Origin of the sequence: Aeribacillus sp. FSL K6-3256 (assembly GCF_037965805.1) — a bacterium.
GTDB classification, from domain to species: domain Bacteria; phylum Bacillota; class Bacilli; order Bacillales; family Aeribacillaceae; genus Aeribacillus; species Aeribacillus composti.
Window position 1 is genome coordinate 2,141,759 of record NZ_CP150188.1, and the last position, 16,986, is coordinate 2,158,744.

A 16,986-nucleotide genomic window follows, 5' to 3' on the forward strand; every position below is an offset into this window, starting at 1 on the left:
GCCAGCTGCAATCATGAAAAAAGAACCCGTTACACAATTGTGAAACGGGATGCCTCAGCTTTCATGATCTCTTTCTTCTTTTTTCAATTCATGGATTAATGATTCGATTCGATTGCCATAATCAATTGTCTCGTCAAATTCAAAATGAATTTCCGGAGTTTTCCGCAGCCGAATCCGCGACCCGATTTCAGAGCGGATAAATCCTTTGGCTTTCGCCAGCGCCTTCATCGTGTTTTCCTTCTGTTCCTCATTTCCCAATACAGAAATATATACTTTAGCGATTTGCAAATCCCCTGTTAAGCGAACGTCCGTTACAGTTACAAATCCAATTCTCGGGTCTTTAATTTTTCTGCCAATAATATCGCTTAGCTCTTTTTTCATCTGTTCAGCTACTCTGTTTGCTCTTAGGCTCATTTCATCACCTCATTTGCTAAAACCAGTCAAATGTTGTAATGGTTCGTTCAATTTCAGGAAAAGAATCGATCAACTTCAATGCCTGGTTCAGTTCTTTTTCCGCGATGGCGCGGCTCGATGCAAGGCAGGCAATGCCGATTTCGGTCCGCTGCCATGCATCCTGAAAGCCGATTTCTGCAACACTGACATTAAATTTGTTTTGCAGTCTTTTTATAATTCGTTGCACTACTGCACGTTTTTCTTTTAAAGAAGAAGCTTCAAAAATCATGCATTCACATGATACCATTCCGAGCATTATTTTTTAACTTCCTCCATGATGAACGCTTCAATCGTGTCGCCTTCTTTAATATCGTTAAAGTTTTTAATCGTAAGTCCGCACTCATATCCTTGAGCAACTTCTTTTACATCATCTTTAAAACGTTTTAAAGTGTCAATTTCACCTTCAAAAATCACGACTCCGTCCCGAATTAAGCGAACGCCGCTGTCGCGTGTAACAGAACCATCTGTGACGTAGCAGCCGGCAATTGTACCGATTTTAGAAACTTTGAATGTTTGCCGCACTTCAAGGGTACCGATCACTTTTTCTTCGTATTCAGGATCAAGCATACCTTTCATAGCCGCTTCGATTTCTTCGATCACTTTATAAATGATGCGGTGAAGGCGAATGTCGACGTTTTCCGCTTCCGCTGTTCTCTTCGCATTCACATCCGGGCGAACATTAAAGCCGATCACAATAGCGTTGGAAGCAGAGGCAAGCATGATGTCATATTCCGTAATGGCACCGACACCGGTGTGAATAATTTTTACTTTTACTCCTTCAACATCGATTTTTTGAAGAGCTGATGAAAGAGCTTCAACGGAACCTTGCACATCTGCTTTGACGATTAAATTAATTTCTTTTATATCATTTTGCTTAATTTGTTCAAATAAATCATCAAGGCTTAGCTTTGTCTTTTCGCTGCGCTGCTCTTCCAGCTGTTTTTTCGCACGGGCTTCACCGATTTGACGCGCTTTTTTCTCATCTTCAAATACCATAAATCTGTCGCCGGCTAATGGAACTTCATGAAGACCGGTGATTTCAACCGGAGTGGACGGTAAAGCTTCTTTTACACGTTTTCCGACATCATTCACCATCGCACGCACCCGTCCATATGTGTTTCCGACAACAATTGGATCACCGACACGAAGCGTTCCGTTTTGAACAAGCAATGTTGCAACTGAACCTCTGCCTTTATCAAGCTTTGCTTCAACAACCGTACCGGTTGCAAGACGATTCGGATTCGCTTTTAACTCTTCCATTTCCGCAACGAGCAAGATCATTTCCAATAGTTCAGGAATTCCGTCACCTTTTAATGCCGAAATTGGCACAAATATCGTGTCGCCGCCCCAATCTTCCGGTACAAGGCCATGTTCCGTTAATTCCTGCATCACACGGTCAGGATTTGCCGTCGGCTTATCCATTTTGTTGACCGCTACAATAATCGGCACATTCGCAGCTTTTGCATGGTTAATTGCCTCAACTGTCTGCGGCATAACACCATCATCTGCAGCAACGACTAAAACAGTAATATCTGTTAATTGAGCACCGCGGGCTCTCATTGTTGTAAACGCTGCATGGCCAGGTGTATCTAAAAATGTGATCTTTTTCCCTTCCACTTCAACCTGGTAAGCGCCGATATGCTGCGTAATGCCTCCAGCTTCGCCTTCAGCCACTTTTGTTTTTCGAATGGAATCTAAAAGAGTCGTTTTCCCATGGTCAACATGCCCCATAATTGTCACAACAGGAGGACGGCTGACAAGATCTTCTTCCTTGTCTTCGATTTCATACTTTTCAAATTCTGTTTCATCGAAAACAATTTCTTCTTCCACTTCAACGCCGTATTCAGAAGCGATCAGTTCGATAATGTCCTTCTCCAGCTCTTGGTTGATTGTTGCCATGACGCCGAGCATCATGAGCTTCTTAATGATCTCTGACGGTTCTTTATGGAGTTTGTTGGCAAGCTCAGCGACTGTTAAAGAGCCTTGATACGTAATTTTGGACGGCAATTCTTTTTTGCTTGGAGCTTCATTTTGAACCGCTTTTTTGTTTTTCTTTCCATTTTTTTTGTTTTTATGTTTCGTTTGTTGAATCGGAACGTTTTGTTTGCGTTCCTCGCGTTTTGGAGAAGGTTTTTTGCCTGATTTTTTCTTGTTCAATACGATATCCTCATCGTCATCAAATGGAATGTCATCATATGCTGCATGCTTTTCTGCCATTTGTTTTGGTTGATGATCTTTTTGAACGTTTTTCTTAGGTTGTTCCTTTTGATATCGTCCATTGAGTTTTTCAATTGTATTGCTGTCGATCATTGACATGTGGTTTGCAACATTTATATTCATTTCTTTTAATGTATGGATTACTTCTTTGCTCGTTATATTTTGTTGTTTTGCATATTCATATACTCGCATTTTACCCATACGTTCACCCCCAAAGTAGTTATTCAAGTAGAAGCTTCAACTTCTTGGCAAAACCTTCTTCCGTCACGGCAACAACTACTCTTTCTTCCTTACCGATCGATTGCCCAAGTTCGTATCGGTTTGGGGCAATCACGAGCGGAACTTTATAAAACGAACATTTATCCGTAATTTTTTTCTTCGTGTTAGAAGAAGCATCGTCTGCCAATAAAACGAGTTTTGCACGCTTATTTCGAACCTCTTTCAAAACAAGTTCTTCTCCTGAAATCACTTTTCTTGCCCGATAGGCAAGGCCTAATAAAGATTTCCATTGTCCATTCATGGCAATGAAGGTTTCTCCTTCTCAGCTAGCTGAATTAATTCATCATATATAGATTCCGGAACAGGCGCATCTAAATGGACGGATAGCACATTTTTCTTTTTCGCCTTTAAAATGCAGTCTTTATCAAGAGTGATATAAGCACCGCGTCCATTTTTCTTTCCTGTTAAATCAACCGAAACTTCTCCTTCTTTCGAACGAACGATTCGAACAAGCTCCTTTTTGGGTCTCATTTCGCCAGTCGCCACACATTTTCTCATCGGAATTTTCTTTTGCTTTGCCACTGGTAACCACCTCTATTCGTCTTGTTCTTCTCCGTGTTCATCATCCGTATTGTCAAATTGGAATAAACTATCATGCTCTTCGCGAGGATAGATGTTCAGCTCTCTCGCTTCCGATTCGCTTTTAATATCAATTTTCCATCCGGTTAATTTGGCAGCGAGGCGCGCGTTTTGCCCTCTTTTGCCAATCGCAAGAGATAATTGATAATCAGGAACGATGACGGTTGTAGCTTTTTCCTCTTCATCGACAATAACGTCCAAAACTTTTGAAGGACTTAAAGCATTTGCAACAAATTCAACAGGATTTTTAGACCAGCGAACGATATCAATTTTTTCGCCATTCAACTCGTTTACAATTGCTTGAACACGCTGGCCTTTTGGTCCAACGCATGATCCAACCGGGTCAACTTCCGGATTGTCGGAATGAACCGAAATCTTTGATCTGTCACCTGCCTCCCGGGCGACTGATTTAATTTCCACTGTCCCGTCATATATTTCCGGAACTTCCAATTCGAATAAACGCTTCAACAGCCCCGGGTGTGTTCTGGAAACAAAAATTTGTGGTCCTTTTGTTGTTTTTTCTACTTTTGTAATGAATACTTTAATTCGGTCATGAGGTTCGTATTTTTCATTCGGCATCTGTTCCGATTGTGGGAGGAGAGCCTCTATTTTCCCTAGACTTACGTATATATATTTGGGATCAGTTCTTTGGACGATTCCGGTCATGATATCTTCTTCACGATCAATAAATTCCGAATAAATGACTCCTCTTTCGGCTTCACGAACTCGCTGCGTAACGACTTGTTTCGCAGTTTGTGCTGCTATTCGTCCAAATTCTTTCGGTGTCACTTCAATTTCAACGACATCGCCGATTTCATATTGGGGATTGATGTTCATCGCATCATGGATGGAAATTTCCAAACGGGGATCCGTTACTTCTTCCACCACTTCTTTTCTCGCAAACACCTGCATCGTACCTGTTTCGCGATTAATATCGACACGCACGTTTTGCGCTTGGTTAAAGTTGCGTTTGTATGCAGAAATGAGGGCAGCTTCAATCGCATCTATAATGACATCTTTACTAATGCCTTTTTCTTTTTCTAATACTGTCAAGGCATCTAAAAGTTGGCTGTTCATAAAATGATGTTCCTCCTCATCACTTAAATATTAAATGAAACGGCAAGTCTAGCTTTTGCAATTTTTCCCCAAGGAATTTCCACTTGTTTAGTTTTTGTTTTCACTCTTATTTCGAGTGTGGCAATCTCGCCGTCAAAATCCGTTAAAACCCCTTCAAAATGTTTTTCCCCGTTGATCGGCTCGTAAGTTTTGAGTGCGACATTTTTCCCGACAGCCTTTTCAAAATCGGCCTTTGTTTTTAAAGGGCGTTCAGCGCCTGGAGAAGATACCTCCAAGAAATAGTTGTGAGGAATCGGATCGATTTCATCCAGCTTTTCGCTCAGACGTTCGCTTACCATACCACACTCTTCAATATCGACACCATCTTCAGAATCAATAAAAAGCCGTAAATACCAATTTTTCCCCTCTTTTACATATTCAATATCTACTAGTTCCAGCTGCAAATTTTCAAGAATTGGCGATGCTAGTTCTTTGACGAGATCTGTTATAGATTGGCTCATATTTTCCTCCTTAATTTCAGCGTTTCAGAAAGGGACATCTATTTAATCGTCATAAAAAACTAGTTCCAATAGGAAAGAGTGGGTTTTTTCCCCACTCTTTCGTTAGGCTTTTTTTAGCATTTCCATAAATGAATATAACATAACCTTTTCAGGTTTGCAAATTGAATCGCAAATCAGAAAAGGGAGAGCTGATTTTGCTCAGGCAGCGATGCCAAACAGCCATGATTTTCAAGATATTCCATAATCGTTTTTGAAATTTTTGTCCGCTCCTGCAGATCCTCTTTGGATAAAAATTCTCCTTCTTCTCTCGCTTTGACAATATTGATGGCCGCGTTCGTACCAAGCCCTGGTATCGAATTAAACGGCGGTATGAGACTGTCGCCGTCAATAATGAAATCTTTCGCTTGAGAGCGGTATAAATCTACTTTTTGGAATGAAAATCCACGCTCCGTCATTTCAAGCGCCATCTCCAATACGGTCAGCAAGCTCTTCTCTTTTGGAGAAGCATCGAGCCCTTTTGCACTGATCTCTTCAATTTTCGCTCTGATTGCGGTGCTTCCTTTGATCATCGTTTCGATGTCAAAATCGTCCGCTCTGACTGTAAAATAAGTTGCATAGAATAGCAGAGGAAAATGCACTTTAAAATATGCAATCCGCACAGCCATTAATACATAAGCTGTCGCGTGAGCTTTTGGAAACATATATTTGATTTTTTTGCAAGATTCAATATACCAGTCTGGAACGCCGTTCTTTTTCATCTCTTCTTCCCATTCGGGAATCAAGCCTTTTCCTTTCCGAACCGACTCCATAATTTTAAAGGCTAACGACGGCTCCAATCCTTGATAGATTAAATAAACCATAATATCGTCGCGGCAGCCAATGACCTCACTTAATGTACATGTGCCGCTTTGAATCAGCTCTTGTGCGTTTCCTAGCCAAACATCTGTCCCATGGGACAATCCTGATATTTGGACAAGCTCTGAAAATGTCGTCGGTCTTGTTTCCTCCAACATTTGGCGGACAAATCGCGTGCCGAACTCTGGAATCCCCAGAGTGCCCGTTTTACAGCCAATCTGCTCCTCTGTCACGCCAAGTGATTCGGTTGAGGAAAAGATTTTCATTACTTCCGGATCATCTGTTGGAATGGTCTTCGGATCGATTCCGCTTAAATCTTGAAGCATTCTGATGACCGTCGGATCATCGTGCCCTAGTATATCAAGCTTTAATAAATTGTCGTGAATGGAGTGGAAATCAAAATGTGTCGTTTTCCAATCAGCGCTTGTATCATCTGCCGGATATTGAATTGGAGTAAAATCATATATATCCATATAATCGGGAACAACGATGATTCCTCCGGGATGCTGTCCTGTCGTCCGCTTGACCCCCGTACATCCTTTCACAAGCCGATCGACTTCTGCACTGCGGAAATGCAGATTATGATCGTTCATGTAGCCGCGGACAAATCCGAAAGCTGTCTTTTCGGCAACGGTGCCAATTGTTCCTGCACGGTACACTTTATCTTCACCAAACAGCACTTTCGTATAATTGTGTGCTCTCGGCTGATATTCACCTGAAAAATTCAAATCAATATCAGGCACCTTGTCTCCTTTAAATCCTAGAAACGTTTCAAACGGTATGTCATGCCCGTCCTTTTTATATGGTGCTCCGCATTGCGGACAATTTTTATCAGGAAGATCGTATCCGGATCCTACAGAGCCGTCATTGAAAAATTCGGAATGCTTGCATTTTGGACAAACGTAATGAGGCGGAAGAGGGTTCACCTCAGTAATTTCCGTCATCGTGGCAACAAAGGATGAGCCGACTGATCCCCTTGAACCGACCAAGTACCCGTCATCCAAAGATTTTTTTACTAGTTTGTGAGATATCAAATAAATGACGGCAAATCCGTGGCCGATAATGCTTTTCAACTCTTTTTCAAGCCTTGCTTGAACGATTTCCGGCAATGGGTCTCCGTATATTTCTTTGGCACGATTGTAGCTCATTTCCCGAATTTCTTCTTCGGCACCGTCTATTTTCGGTGTATACAGATCATCTTTAATCGGTTTTACATCACCTATGAGAGAGGCGATGTACTGGCTGTTTGTCACAACAATTTCTTTCGCTTTTTCATCGCCTAAAAAACGAAAAGCATCCAGCATTTCATTTGTTGTACGGAAATGCACATCAGGCAATGTATGGCGGTTTAAAGGATTCGCTCCCCCTTGCGAAGAAATTAAGATTTTCCGGTAAATTTTATCTTCCTTGTTTAAATAATGGACATTGCCTGTTGCCACAACCGGAATCGACAGCTTTTCCCCTAGTTTGACTATGTTTGCAATGATTTCTTTGATCGCTTGTTCATTTCGAACCTGCTCCGTCTCAATTAGAGGGTAATATACTTCCGGCGGATGCACTTCGAGAAAATCATAAAATGAAGCCATCTCTTCAACTTCTTCTGGACCTTTTTGCATCATTGCTTCGAAAATTTCTCCCTTGTCGCAGCCTGAACCAATTAAAATGCCTTCCCTATGCTTTAACAATACAGAACGGGGAATGCGCGGAACGCGATAAAAATATTGAACATGGGAAAGAGATACAAGCTTAAATAAATTTTTCAGCCCTGTTTCATTTTGCACAAGAAGCGTCGCGTGAAACGGTCTTGCCCGCTCATACGCTTTTGAATCCCCAGTCCGCTCATTCAGCTCATCATGATAAAGAATTCCTCGTTCATTTACCTCTTGCAGCAATTTTACAAGCAAATAGCCGGTTGCTTCCGCATCATAAATGGCTCTATGATGCTGTACAAGCTCTATATCAAACTTTTTGCACAATGTATTCAGGCGGTGGTTTTTTAAATTAGGATATAAATATCTTGCAAGTTCAAGAGTATCAATGACAGGGTTGTCCGCCTTTTTAACCTGCAAATATTTTTTGTAGCCTGCATTAATAAAGCCCATGTCAAAGCTTGCATTGTGGGCAACTAAAATGCTGTCGGCAGCCCATTCTTTAAATTTGTACAATACTTCATCGACGTCGGGAGCATTTTGAACCATATCATCGGTAATTCCCGTCAGTTCTATCGTTGTTGCTGAAAGCGGATGGTGAGGGTTAGCAAACGATTCAAATCGGTCGATAATTTCCCCGTTTTTTATTTTCACCGCTGCAAGTTCAATGATCGTGTCGTATACAGCCGAAAGCCCTGTTGTTTCAACGTCAAACACAACAAAGGTATCTTCGCTTAAAAGTCTGTGCGATTCGTTATAAGCAATCGGTACACCGTCATCAACAATATTTGCTTCAAGACCGTAAATCATTTTAACGCCAAACTTTTTGCTTGCAGCATATGCCTCTGGAAAAGATTGGACAACTGCGTGATCTGTCAATGCAATCGCTTCATGGCCCCACATTTTAGCTTGTTCAACAAGATCTGTGATCGATGTGACGGCATCCATTTGGCTCATCTGCGAATGAAGGTGCAATTCCACCCTTTTCTCTCCTTCAGGTGCGGTATCGAGCCGTTTTTTCGGGTTGATTTCATTAATGTCATTGGCAATCATGACAAGATCACGAACAAATGTATCGTTTTGAATGCTTCCGCGAACTTTCAGCCACATTCCTTTTTTGATCGATGCAAGCAATGCATTATCTTCTTTATCGCGGCCGAACATTTTGACTAAAATGGAATTAGTATAATCGGTAATTTTAAACGTGCATAACGTTCTTCCGCTTTTTAATTCCTTTGTTTCCGCCTCAAAAACATATCCTTGAATGACGACTCTCCGCTCTTCATCAAAAATGTTATCAAGAGTGCGAATTTCTTCGTCATCTTTTATTTTGTATCCGATAATAAGAGGACCTTCCTGCTTTTTAGGCTCCTGAGTTTGATTTTCCTTTCCATTTTGCTTCATTTCCATCATTGCTTGTAAAATCCGCTCTTCGTCTTCTTTTTGCTTCTGCTCCAAAAATTTTTCCCATTCTTCGTTAGATGCATCGATCACCGTGTCGATAGTCAGCTTTGGAAAGCCGTACTTCTCGTACGCCTGCTGGATGATGGGGCCGTATTTTTTCTTGATCGTTTCATTTTCCGTCTCATTTCTCGTGCGAATCATTAATTTTTGCTTTTCCAGCTTCGGCATTTGTTCTTTTAACAGTGATAATATCGGCGGAGAAACCCCCTCCATTTCTTGGAGGCAAAACTCCCAGTAGTCTTGAACGAGCTGTTCATCATATTCTTGTTTCACAGATGTAATGTGAAACGTAACATTGGCTAAATGAGAAAATGTTTTGTTCAATCTTCTATCAAACAATTGCAGGATACGAAATGGAAGAATGTTTTCAAGCCGAAAAGAGAAATCCCATAATTTAGATTTTTTATGAACTGTTAATTTTAAGATTGCTCCGTTTTGGAAATAAGGGTAGATTTGATCATCCGTCATTTCAAGCTGTTTCAGCAAAATCTGAAACCGTTCTTTTTGCTGCTGCAAGTCTTTATCATCCATTGGTTTCCCCTCTTTCCCAAAAAGTTAATAGGGGGCTTGACCCGTTTGACAAATTATCATAAAGGCAAGACCCCCTACTCTTCACCTATGCCAGCTTCATCTGCGGCATCCAGCTTCATTAGCGGAGAAGTTTGGCAAGCTGCTCTTTTAGCTGATCAACAGAAACTTCTATACTATTTCCGCTTTTTCTTTCTTTCACTTCTACAATCCCTTCACCAGCTCTTTTTCCGACCGTTATTCTGACAGGAATGCCAATTAAATCACTGTCAGCAAATTTCACACCCGGCCGTTCAGCACGATCATCATAAAGGACTTCGTATCCTCTCGCCTGCAAATCGTGATAAATTTGCTCTGCAACCTTGACTTGTTCTTCGTTTTTCATATTAACCGGAATAAGGTGGACTTCAAACGGAGCTAATTTAGCAGGCCAAATAATTCCATTTTCATCATGAAATTGCTCGACCACCGCAGACAGTAAGCGTGAAACACCGATACCATAGCATCCCATGATGATAGGGTTTGTTTTTCCCTTTTCATCTAAAAATTCTGCCTTCATCGCTTCACTGTATCTTGTGCCAAGCTTAAAGACGTGGCCGACTTCAATGCCTTTCGCGAACTTGATCCGTCCCTTTCCGTCCGGGGAAGGGTCCCCTTCCTGAATAAATCTTATATCTTCATACTTGGTAACGGTAAAATCCCGATCAGGGTTTACTCCGATATAGTGCAAATCGTTTTCATTTGCCCCGCATATTCCATTTACGACTGCTTGAACTGCATAATCTGCGACAATTTCCACTTTGTCGGATGCGCCGATCGGTCCTAAAAATCCGGGTGAAACTCCCATTACCTGCTCTGTTTCTTCAGCTGAAGCAAGTTCAACAACTGATGCCTGATAAAGGTTTTTCAGTTTCACGTCATTGACCTCATGATCACCGCGGACAAGAACAAGAACGAACTTTTCATCTACTTTAAATAAAACGGATTTTATTAATTTTTCCTTCGGAACTTGGAAAAACTGCGCCACTTCTTCAATGGATTTTTTGTTTGGCGTTTCTTTTTTTTCAAGCTCCATGAGCGGTTCGTCAACCTTTTCATAAGATGCAACTACCGGAGCCATTTCAATATTTGCTGCATAATCGGACGAATCAGAATATGCGATCGTATCTTCTCCGATTTCCGAAAGCACCATAAATTCATGAGTATCTTTACCGCCCATTGCTCCCGAATCAGCGATGACTGCGCGAAAGTTCAACCCACATCGAGTAAAGATGCGGCTGTATGCTTCTCGAACCTGTTCGTACACTTCATCTAAGCTTTCCTGTGTAGCATGAAAAGAGTAAGCATCTTTCATAATGAACTCTCGTCCCCGCAAAAGACCGAACCGCGGACGCTTTTCATCCCGGAACTTCGTTTGAATTTGATAAAGGGTGAGCGGCAGACGTTTATAAGATTTGATCTCATCTTTTACCAAACTTGTTATAACTTCTTCATGAGTCGGACCTAAAGCAAAATCACGTTCATGACGGTCTTTCAATCTCATTAATTCTGATCCGTATGAATACCAGCGGCCAGACTCCTGCCAAAGTTCTGCTTGCTGCAAAGCCGGCATCAGCAGCTCCACCGCTCCGATCCGGTTCATTTCCTCTCTGATAATATTTTCAATTTTGGTTAACACTCTATGAGCAAGAGGCAGATACGAATAAACACCGCTAGCTGTCTGCCGAATGTATCCGGCACGCAACAGCAGCTGGTGGCTTTTAACTTCCGCATCTGCTGGATTTTCTCTCATTGTGGGTATAAATGACTGACTCTGTTTCATTTAAAGCACCTCGAATTTGATTTCTATATTATTTTTTAAAGGAAAAACTTTTGGATGTCATTCCATGTCACAACGAGCATTAACAGCATTAGAAGTGCAAATCCGATAAAGTGGACGATCCCTTCTTTTTGTCGATCAATCGGTTTTCCCCGGACCGCTTCAATGGCAAAAAACAATAAGCGTCCTCCATCTAGAGCTGGAATTGGAAGCAAGTTCATAATGCCAAGGTTAATGCTTAAGAGAGCCGTCCAGCTTAATAGGCTTGTCAAGCCTGTTTCTGCAACTTTTCCTGTCATATCATATATGCCGACAGGTCCAGAGAGCATATCAATTGAAAATTGTCCGGTTATCAGCTTCCCAACCGCAAATATTATTTCTTTCGACCATGTATAGGTCTCAACTAAGCCATATTTCAAAGAACCGAAAAATGTTTTTTCAACCGGGGAATAAACTCCTATTTGGCCGATCGTTTTGTTTTCGGATTTCACAGAATCCGGCGTTACCGTCATTTCCAATTCTTCTCCGGAACGTTCAATTGAAAAAAGAAGCTCATTCTCCGGATTTGCTCTGATCATTTCAACGACATCTTTCCACGAATTCATCGGCGTTCCTTCTATTTCTTTTACAACATCGCCTTCCCGTAATCCTGCTTGTTCAGCCGCGCTGTCAGGGACGATTTCTCCTAAAACCGGTTCATTCACGGGCACTCCTTGGCTTAAGCCGAGGTAAAACAAAACTAAAAACCCTAATAGAAAATTCATAAAAGGTCCGGCAGCAATGGCGAGCGTTCTTTGAACGAGCGTTTTTGAAGCAAATTGCCTGTTATAAGGTGCAATTTGAATTTCTTCACCGTCAACTACATAAAAGGATGTTTCGCTTACTTCAAACCTTTTTAGACCGCTGTCTTCTCCATCTTCATAGCCTGTGATAAACATTCCATGTTCCAAATCTGCTTGTTCAACTTCAATCACTTTTGCATTAGGATACTTTTCTTTTCTGTTTAAAATAATTTTTTCAACTTGTCCTTTCTGATTAAACAATAGTCCAACCTGATAGCCAGGTTTGACCTCAATCATCTCCGGGTCTTCCCCCGCCATGCGCACGAAGCCGCCGATAGGCAAAAGCCTGATCGTATAGACCGTTTCTTTTCGTTTAAACGACAAAATTTTCGGCCCGAAGCCGATTGCAAATTCACGGCATAAAATGCCTGCCCTTTTCGCCATAACTAAGTGCCCTAATTCGTGGAAAAACACCAATACGCCAAAAATAACGACAAATGCGATCACCGTGTTCACTTATTTTACCACCTCTAATTAATTAAAGATTGAACAAACTGTCTTGTCCTTCCATCCGCTTCTTGTATATCCTCCAAGGTCGGATTGAAAAGCGGAGCATGTTCTTCTAATGCCCTTTCCACAAGTTCTTCTATCTTTAAAAACGGAATTTTATCTTCCAAAAAAGCATTGACTGCCACTTCGTTCGCTGCGTTTAAAACAGCAGGCATTGTACCTCCTATTTTACCCGAATCAAAAGCAAATTTTAAGCAACGGTATCGATCAAAATCAATTTTTTCAAAATGAAGCTGTCCATATTTTGTTAAATCCAATCTTTCGCTTTCATAAGAAGGAATTCTATTTGGATATGTAAGCGCATATTGAATCGGTATTTTCATATCAGGAGTTCCAAGCTGCGCTATGATGCTGCCATCATGAAATTCGACCATCGAGTGAATGACGCTTTCTTTATGCAGCAGCACATCAATTTGGTCGTATGAAACAGAAAAGAGCCAATGTGCTTCAATGACTTCAAGCCCTTTGTTCATCATCGTCGCAGAATCGATCGTTATTTTTGCACCCATTGACCAGTTCGGATGGTTTAACGCTTCCTTAACTGTAACATGCTTTAATTCATTTCGCGATTTATCCCGAAAGCTTCCTCCTGAAGCCGTTAAAATAAGCCGTTCGACGCTTTCCTTTTTTTCCCCGTTCAAGCATTGGAAAATCGCGGAATGTTCACTGTCCACAGGAAGAATTTGCACATTGTGTTTTCGAGCATAGTCGGTCACAATTTGTCCAGCTGTAACAAGTGTTTCCTTATTCGCTAAAGCGACCGTTTTTTTCGCTTCGATCGCTTTTAGTGTTGGAATAAGCCCGACGCTCCCAATGACCGCATTCACTACTATCTCGCCTTTATGATAAGCAGCCGTTTCACACAGCCCGTCATGTCCGTATGTAAGCTGACAGTTAGAAGGGATGTTCAAACGAATTTGATCATAAATTTCACGATTTTTGACAGCAACAAGCTCTGGTTTAAATTCATGAACAGCCTTCAATCCAAGTTCGATATTTTCTCCAAATGACATCGCAACTAGCCTGAATGAATCCGGATTTGCTCGAATCACATCGAGAGTTTGCTGCCCAATAGATCCTGTCGCACCCAGCAAAATAATTTTTTTCACATTGTCACCCCTTGTCTACTGATCAATTGGATGAAGAAATATAAAATCGGCATAATAAAAATCAAGCTGTCAAAACGGTCAAGAACTCCCCCGTGGCCTGGAAAAATCGTTCCGGAATCCTTTGTGCCGTAATGGCGTTTAAAAGCGGACTGTACTAAATCCCCCATTTGTCCAACAATAGAAACAATGACGGACACAAAAACGGTTTGAACATATGTCGGTAAAAAATTTGCAAAATAGTGGAAAATTAATCCAACCAAAATTGCCGAGAAAATCCCTCCGAAAAATCCTTCGACTGTTTTATTAGGGCTGATTTCAGCTGATAGTTTTTTCTTTCCGAAGGCTCGGCCGATAAAGTAAGCGCCTGAATCAGTCGCCCAAATCGTTAGCAGAGCAAACAAAAGCTTGTCTAGACCTAACACTCTCATTTCAATAAAAAAATAAAATCCGACTCCCACATATATGATCGCAATGAGCGCAAATCCAACGTCATCAAAAGAAAATTGATTTTTTGAAAACACTGTATAGATCAATAACAGGATCGCGCCAAAAAAAAGAAAGCCAGTTTTACTTATATGTATTTGATGAAGCAAATCAATATAACGGTTTGGGAAAATTAAAATCCATAAAAGGATAAAGCTGAACAAAACTGGAAATGAAAATAAATGAAATCGTTTCATTCTAAATAATTCAAACAATCCAACTGATGCGAGCACATAAATAGCAATTGTCAGCGGAAGTCCGCCAATAATGACAATTGGTACAAATAAGGCTAAAGCACAAATTGCTGTAATGATTCGTGTTTTCATTTTTTTAGCTCCTTCTATACGCCGCCGAATCTGCGGATTCTCTGCTGATATTCGCGGATTGCCTCCAAAAAATGGTGTTCATTAAAATCCGGCCAGAGCACATCCGTAAACCAAAATTCAGTATAAGCCAGCTGCCAGAGCATAAAGTTGCTTAGCCGAATTTCTCCGCTTGTCCGAATTAACAGGTCAGGATCTTTGAGCTTTTTCGTCATTAAATAGTTGGAAAACAATTGTTCATCTATGTCATCTATATGTAGTTTTCCATCTTCGCGGTCTCTTAATATTTTTTTTACTGCTTCAACAATTTCTGTTCTGCTGCCATAGTTCAACGCAAAATTTAAAATCAGCCCGGTGTTTTGCTTCGTTTCATTCACAGCTTTCTTCACAGCATTTACCGTATAATCGGGGAGCATAGATTGATCGCCGATAACCCGAACTTGCACGTTTTCCTGTATTAATTCCGGCAAAAAAGTCGATAAAAATTCGACCGGAAGGCGCATTAAATAATTAACCTCATCTTTTGGCCTTTTCCAATTTTCTGTTGAAAACGCATATAAGGTCAAAACTTTGATGCCGATATCGCTCGCTAATTTCGTAATTTTTTTAACTACTTTCATTCCTTCCCGATGGCCGGCCATCCTAGGCAGCGATCTTTTTTTCGCCCATCTTCCGTTTCCGTCCATGATGATGGCCACGTGTTCCGGTATTTCATTTACTAAAATGCTTTCTTTCGCCACCAAGTTTTTGGAACCTTTGCTGCTCTTTTTTTTATAAGGAAAATTAAACATAAGAATCCTCCACCGAGAATAATATGACATTAACAAATGTAGCAAATCCTCTTGAACAAAAAAACCCCCTGTGAGAAAAGAGGGTTTTTAGCACATCTCTATTGTACATTCATTTTATTTAAACTTCCATGATTTCTTTTTCTTTTTCTTTTGTTGCGGAATCAATTTTTTTAATGTATTCGTCCGTCAGTTTTTGTACATCATCTTGAAAACCGCGCAGTTCATCTTCTGTAATGTCGCCCGCTTTTTCTAATTTTTTTAATTCATCATTTGCATCTCTGCGAATGTTTCGAACAGCGACTTTTGCATCCTCTGAATATTTACGAACTACTTTTGTCAGTTCTTTTCTTCGCTCTTCCGTCAATGGAGGAATGGCAATGCGGATGACGGATCCGTCCGATGTCGGCGTTAATCCAAGATCAGATTTTAAAATCGCTTTTTCAACCTCACCGATTGTCGATTTGTCATAAGGCTGAACAACAAGCAAACGTGCTTCTGGCGTGGAAATCGATGCCAATTGATTTACAGGAGTTGGAACTCCGTAATAGTCGACTTGAATTTTATCAAGCAAAGACGCGTTTGCCCGGCCTGCACGAACACCTGCTAATTCACGCTTAAAAGCTGATAAAGCTTTTTCCATTTTTTCTTTCGCTTGTGAAAGAACTTGTTTAGACATGTTTATTTCCCCCTTACAATTGTTCCAATATTTTCTCCTAAAACAGCACGTTTAATGTTGCCTTCTTCCATAATCGAGAAAACAATTAAAGGAATATTATTGTCCATGCATAATGAAGAAGCTGTTGAATCCATGACAGCCAACCCGTCTTTTAATAAATCTAAATAAGATAACTCATCATATTTTACCGCTGAGGCGTCTTTTTTTGGATCTGCGCTATATACACCATCTACATTATTTTTCGCCATTAAAATGACATCTGCTTCGATTTCAGCGGCTCTTAACGCAGCCGTTGTGTCTGTTGAGAAATAAGGATTTCCTGTTCCTGCTGCGAAAATGACTACTCTTTTCTTCTCCAAATGGCGAATGGCTTTTCTTCTTATGTACGGTTCTGCGACTTGTCGCATTTCAATTGAAGTTTGCACTCGGGTAGGAATGCCGAGTCCTTCCAAACTATCTTGTAAAGCTAAAGAATTCATAACAGTCGCCAGCATTCCCATATAGTCTGCTGTTGCCCGATCCATCCCCATCTCGCTGCCGATTTTGCCTCTCCAAATGTTTCCGCCGCCAACAACTACTGCGACTTCTACACCCATTTCAGCAATTTCCTTTACTTGTCTGGCAATTGACTGTATGACGGAAGGATTAATTCCAAAGCCTTGAGCTCCAGCAAGCGCCTCTCCACTTAATTTCAGCACGATACGATGATATTTTGGCGTACTCATATTAACCTCCAAGCTATTTCTTGACGCTATATATAGAAAAGTTGAAACAAAGGGTTTTCAAAAAGAGGGAACACTCGCTTGTGTTCCCTTCTTAACATTTTCATGAC

Annotated in this window: 15 protein-coding genes; all 15 read right to left on the bottom strand. The window is 40.9% G+C overall.

Annotation, left to right across the window (positions count from 1 at the left end):
• Positions 1-54: 54 nt before the first annotated feature.
• Positions 55-414: a 30S ribosome-binding factor RbfA gene (gene rbfA / locus NSQ84_RS10155; RefSeq protein WP_063386706.1), complete on the bottom strand. Its 360-nt coding sequence runs from the start codon at positions 412-414 to the stop codon at positions 55-57.
• A 16-nt stretch (positions 415-430) separates the two neighbouring features.
• A complete protein-coding gene (locus tag NSQ84_RS10160) occupies positions 431-709 on the bottom strand; it encodes a DUF503 family protein (protein ID WP_063386705.1) in 279 nt (92 codons plus the stop codon).
• The gene (gene infB / locus NSQ84_RS10165) at positions 709-2,871 is read right to left on the bottom strand and encodes a translation initiation factor IF-2 (protein WP_327873768.1); all 2,163 of its coding nucleotides are present in this window, start codon (positions 2,869-2,871) and stop codon (positions 709-711) included. The genes NSQ84_RS10160 and infB overlap by 1 nt, the downstream gene beginning before the upstream one ends.
• Before the next feature lie 19 nt (positions 2,872-2,890).
• Positions 2,891-3,190 (bottom strand): YlxQ family RNA-binding protein, encoded by a 300-nt coding sequence (locus tag NSQ84_RS10170; protein WP_063386703.1) that lies wholly within the window; start codon positions 3,188-3,190, stop codon positions 2,891-2,893.
• Complete coding sequence (locus tag NSQ84_RS10175) at positions 3,187-3,471, bottom strand: YlxR family protein (RefSeq protein ID WP_063386702.1); 285 nt, start codon at positions 3,469-3,471, stop codon at positions 3,187-3,189. Before NSQ84_RS10175 ends, NSQ84_RS10170 begins: the two co-directional genes overlap by 4 nt.
• 12 nt (positions 3,472-3,483) lie before the next feature.
• A complete protein-coding gene (nusA, locus tag NSQ84_RS10180; RefSeq protein WP_063386701.1) occupies positions 3,484-4,605 on the bottom strand; it encodes a transcription termination factor NusA in 1,122 nt (373 codons plus the stop codon).
• Positions 4,606-4,628: 23 nt separating this feature from the next.
• Complete coding sequence (gene rimP / locus NSQ84_RS10185) at positions 4,629-5,105, bottom strand: ribosome maturation factor RimP (RefSeq protein WP_063386700.1); 477 nt, start codon at positions 5,103-5,105, stop codon at positions 4,629-4,631.
• Between the two features lie 173 nt (positions 5,106-5,278).
• A complete protein-coding gene (locus tag NSQ84_RS10190) occupies positions 5,279-9,604 on the bottom strand; it encodes a PolC-type DNA polymerase III (protein WP_327873767.1) in 4,326 nt (1,441 codons plus the stop codon).
• A gap of 118 nt (positions 9,605-9,722) precedes the next feature.
• A complete protein-coding gene (locus tag NSQ84_RS10195) occupies positions 9,723-11,423 on the bottom strand; it encodes a proline--tRNA ligase (protein WP_339211890.1) in 1,701 nt (566 codons plus the stop codon).
• A gap of 35 nt (positions 11,424-11,458) precedes the next feature.
• A complete protein-coding gene (rseP, locus tag NSQ84_RS10200; RefSeq protein ID WP_063386697.1) occupies positions 11,459-12,718 on the bottom strand; it encodes an RIP metalloprotease RseP in 1,260 nt (419 codons plus the stop codon).
• 14 nt (positions 12,719-12,732) lie between these two features.
• Complete coding sequence (dxr, locus tag NSQ84_RS10205; RefSeq protein ID WP_063386696.1) at positions 12,733-13,881, bottom strand: 1-deoxy-D-xylulose-5-phosphate reductoisomerase; 1,149 nt, start codon at positions 13,879-13,881, stop codon at positions 12,733-12,735.
• Positions 13,878-14,690, bottom strand: coding sequence for a phosphatidate cytidylyltransferase (locus tag NSQ84_RS10210; RefSeq protein WP_063386695.1), 813 nt, complete (start codon positions 14,688-14,690; stop codon positions 13,878-13,880). Before NSQ84_RS10210 ends, dxr begins: the two co-directional genes overlap by 4 nt.
• A gap of 14 nt (positions 14,691-14,704) precedes the next feature.
• Positions 14,705-15,478 (bottom strand): isoprenyl transferase, encoded by a 774-nt coding sequence (locus NSQ84_RS10215; RefSeq protein ID WP_066246477.1) that lies wholly within the window; start codon positions 15,476-15,478, stop codon positions 14,705-14,707.
• Positions 15,479-15,596: 118 nt separating this feature from the next.
• Complete coding sequence (gene frr, locus NSQ84_RS10220; RefSeq protein ID WP_063386693.1) at positions 15,597-16,154, bottom strand: ribosome recycling factor; 558 nt, start codon at positions 16,152-16,154, stop codon at positions 15,597-15,599.
• Positions 16,155-16,156: 2 nt separating this feature from the next.
• Complete coding sequence (pyrH, locus tag NSQ84_RS10225) at positions 16,157-16,879, bottom strand: UMP kinase (protein WP_063386692.1); 723 nt, start codon at positions 16,877-16,879, stop codon at positions 16,157-16,159.
• Positions 16,880-16,986 lie beyond the last annotated feature (107 nt).

Bases quoted from the DNA above. Each gene is read 5' to 3' on its own strand.
- rbfA (WP_063386706.1), bottom strand. From the start codon at position 414: ATGAGCCTAAGAGCAAACAGAGTAGCTGAACAGATGAAAAAAGAGCTA.
- NSQ84_RS10160 (WP_063386705.1), bottom strand. From the start codon at position 709: ATGCTCGGAATGGTATCATGTGAATGCATGATTTTTGAAGCTTCTTCT.
- infB (WP_327873768.1), bottom strand. From the start codon at position 2,871: ATGGGTAAAATGCGAGTATATGAATATGCAAAACAACAAAATATAACG.
- NSQ84_RS10170 (WP_063386703.1), bottom strand. From the start codon at position 3,190: ATGAATGGACAATGGAAATCTTTATTAGGCCTTGCCTATCGGGCAAGA.
- nusA (WP_063386701.1), bottom strand. From the start codon at position 4,605: ATGAACAGCCAACTTTTAGATGCCTTGACAGTATTAGAAAAAGAAAAA.
- rimP (WP_063386700.1), bottom strand. From the start codon at position 5,105: ATGAGCCAATCTATAACAGATCTCGTCAAAGAACTAGCATCGCCAATT.
- NSQ84_RS10190 (WP_327873767.1), bottom strand. From the start codon at position 9,604: ATGGATGATAAAGACTTGCAGCAGCAAAAAGAACGGTTTCAGATTTTG.
- NSQ84_RS10195 (WP_339211890.1), bottom strand. From the start codon at position 11,423: ATGAAACAGAGTCAGTCATTTATACCCACAATGAGAGAAAATCCAGCA.
- NSQ84_RS10210 (WP_063386695.1), bottom strand. From the start codon at position 14,690: ATGAAAACACGAATCATTACAGCAATTTGTGCTTTAGCCTTATTTGTA.
- NSQ84_RS10215 (WP_066246477.1), bottom strand. From the start codon at position 15,478: ATGTTTAATTTTCCTTATAAAAAAAAGAGCAGCAAAGGTTCCAAAAAC.
- frr (WP_063386693.1), bottom strand. From the start codon at position 16,154: ATGTCTAAACAAGTTCTTTCACAAGCGAAAGAAAAAATGGAAAAAGCT.
- pyrH (WP_063386692.1), bottom strand. From the start codon at position 16,879: ATGAGTACGCCAAAATATCATCGTATCGTGCTGAAATTAAGTGGAGAG.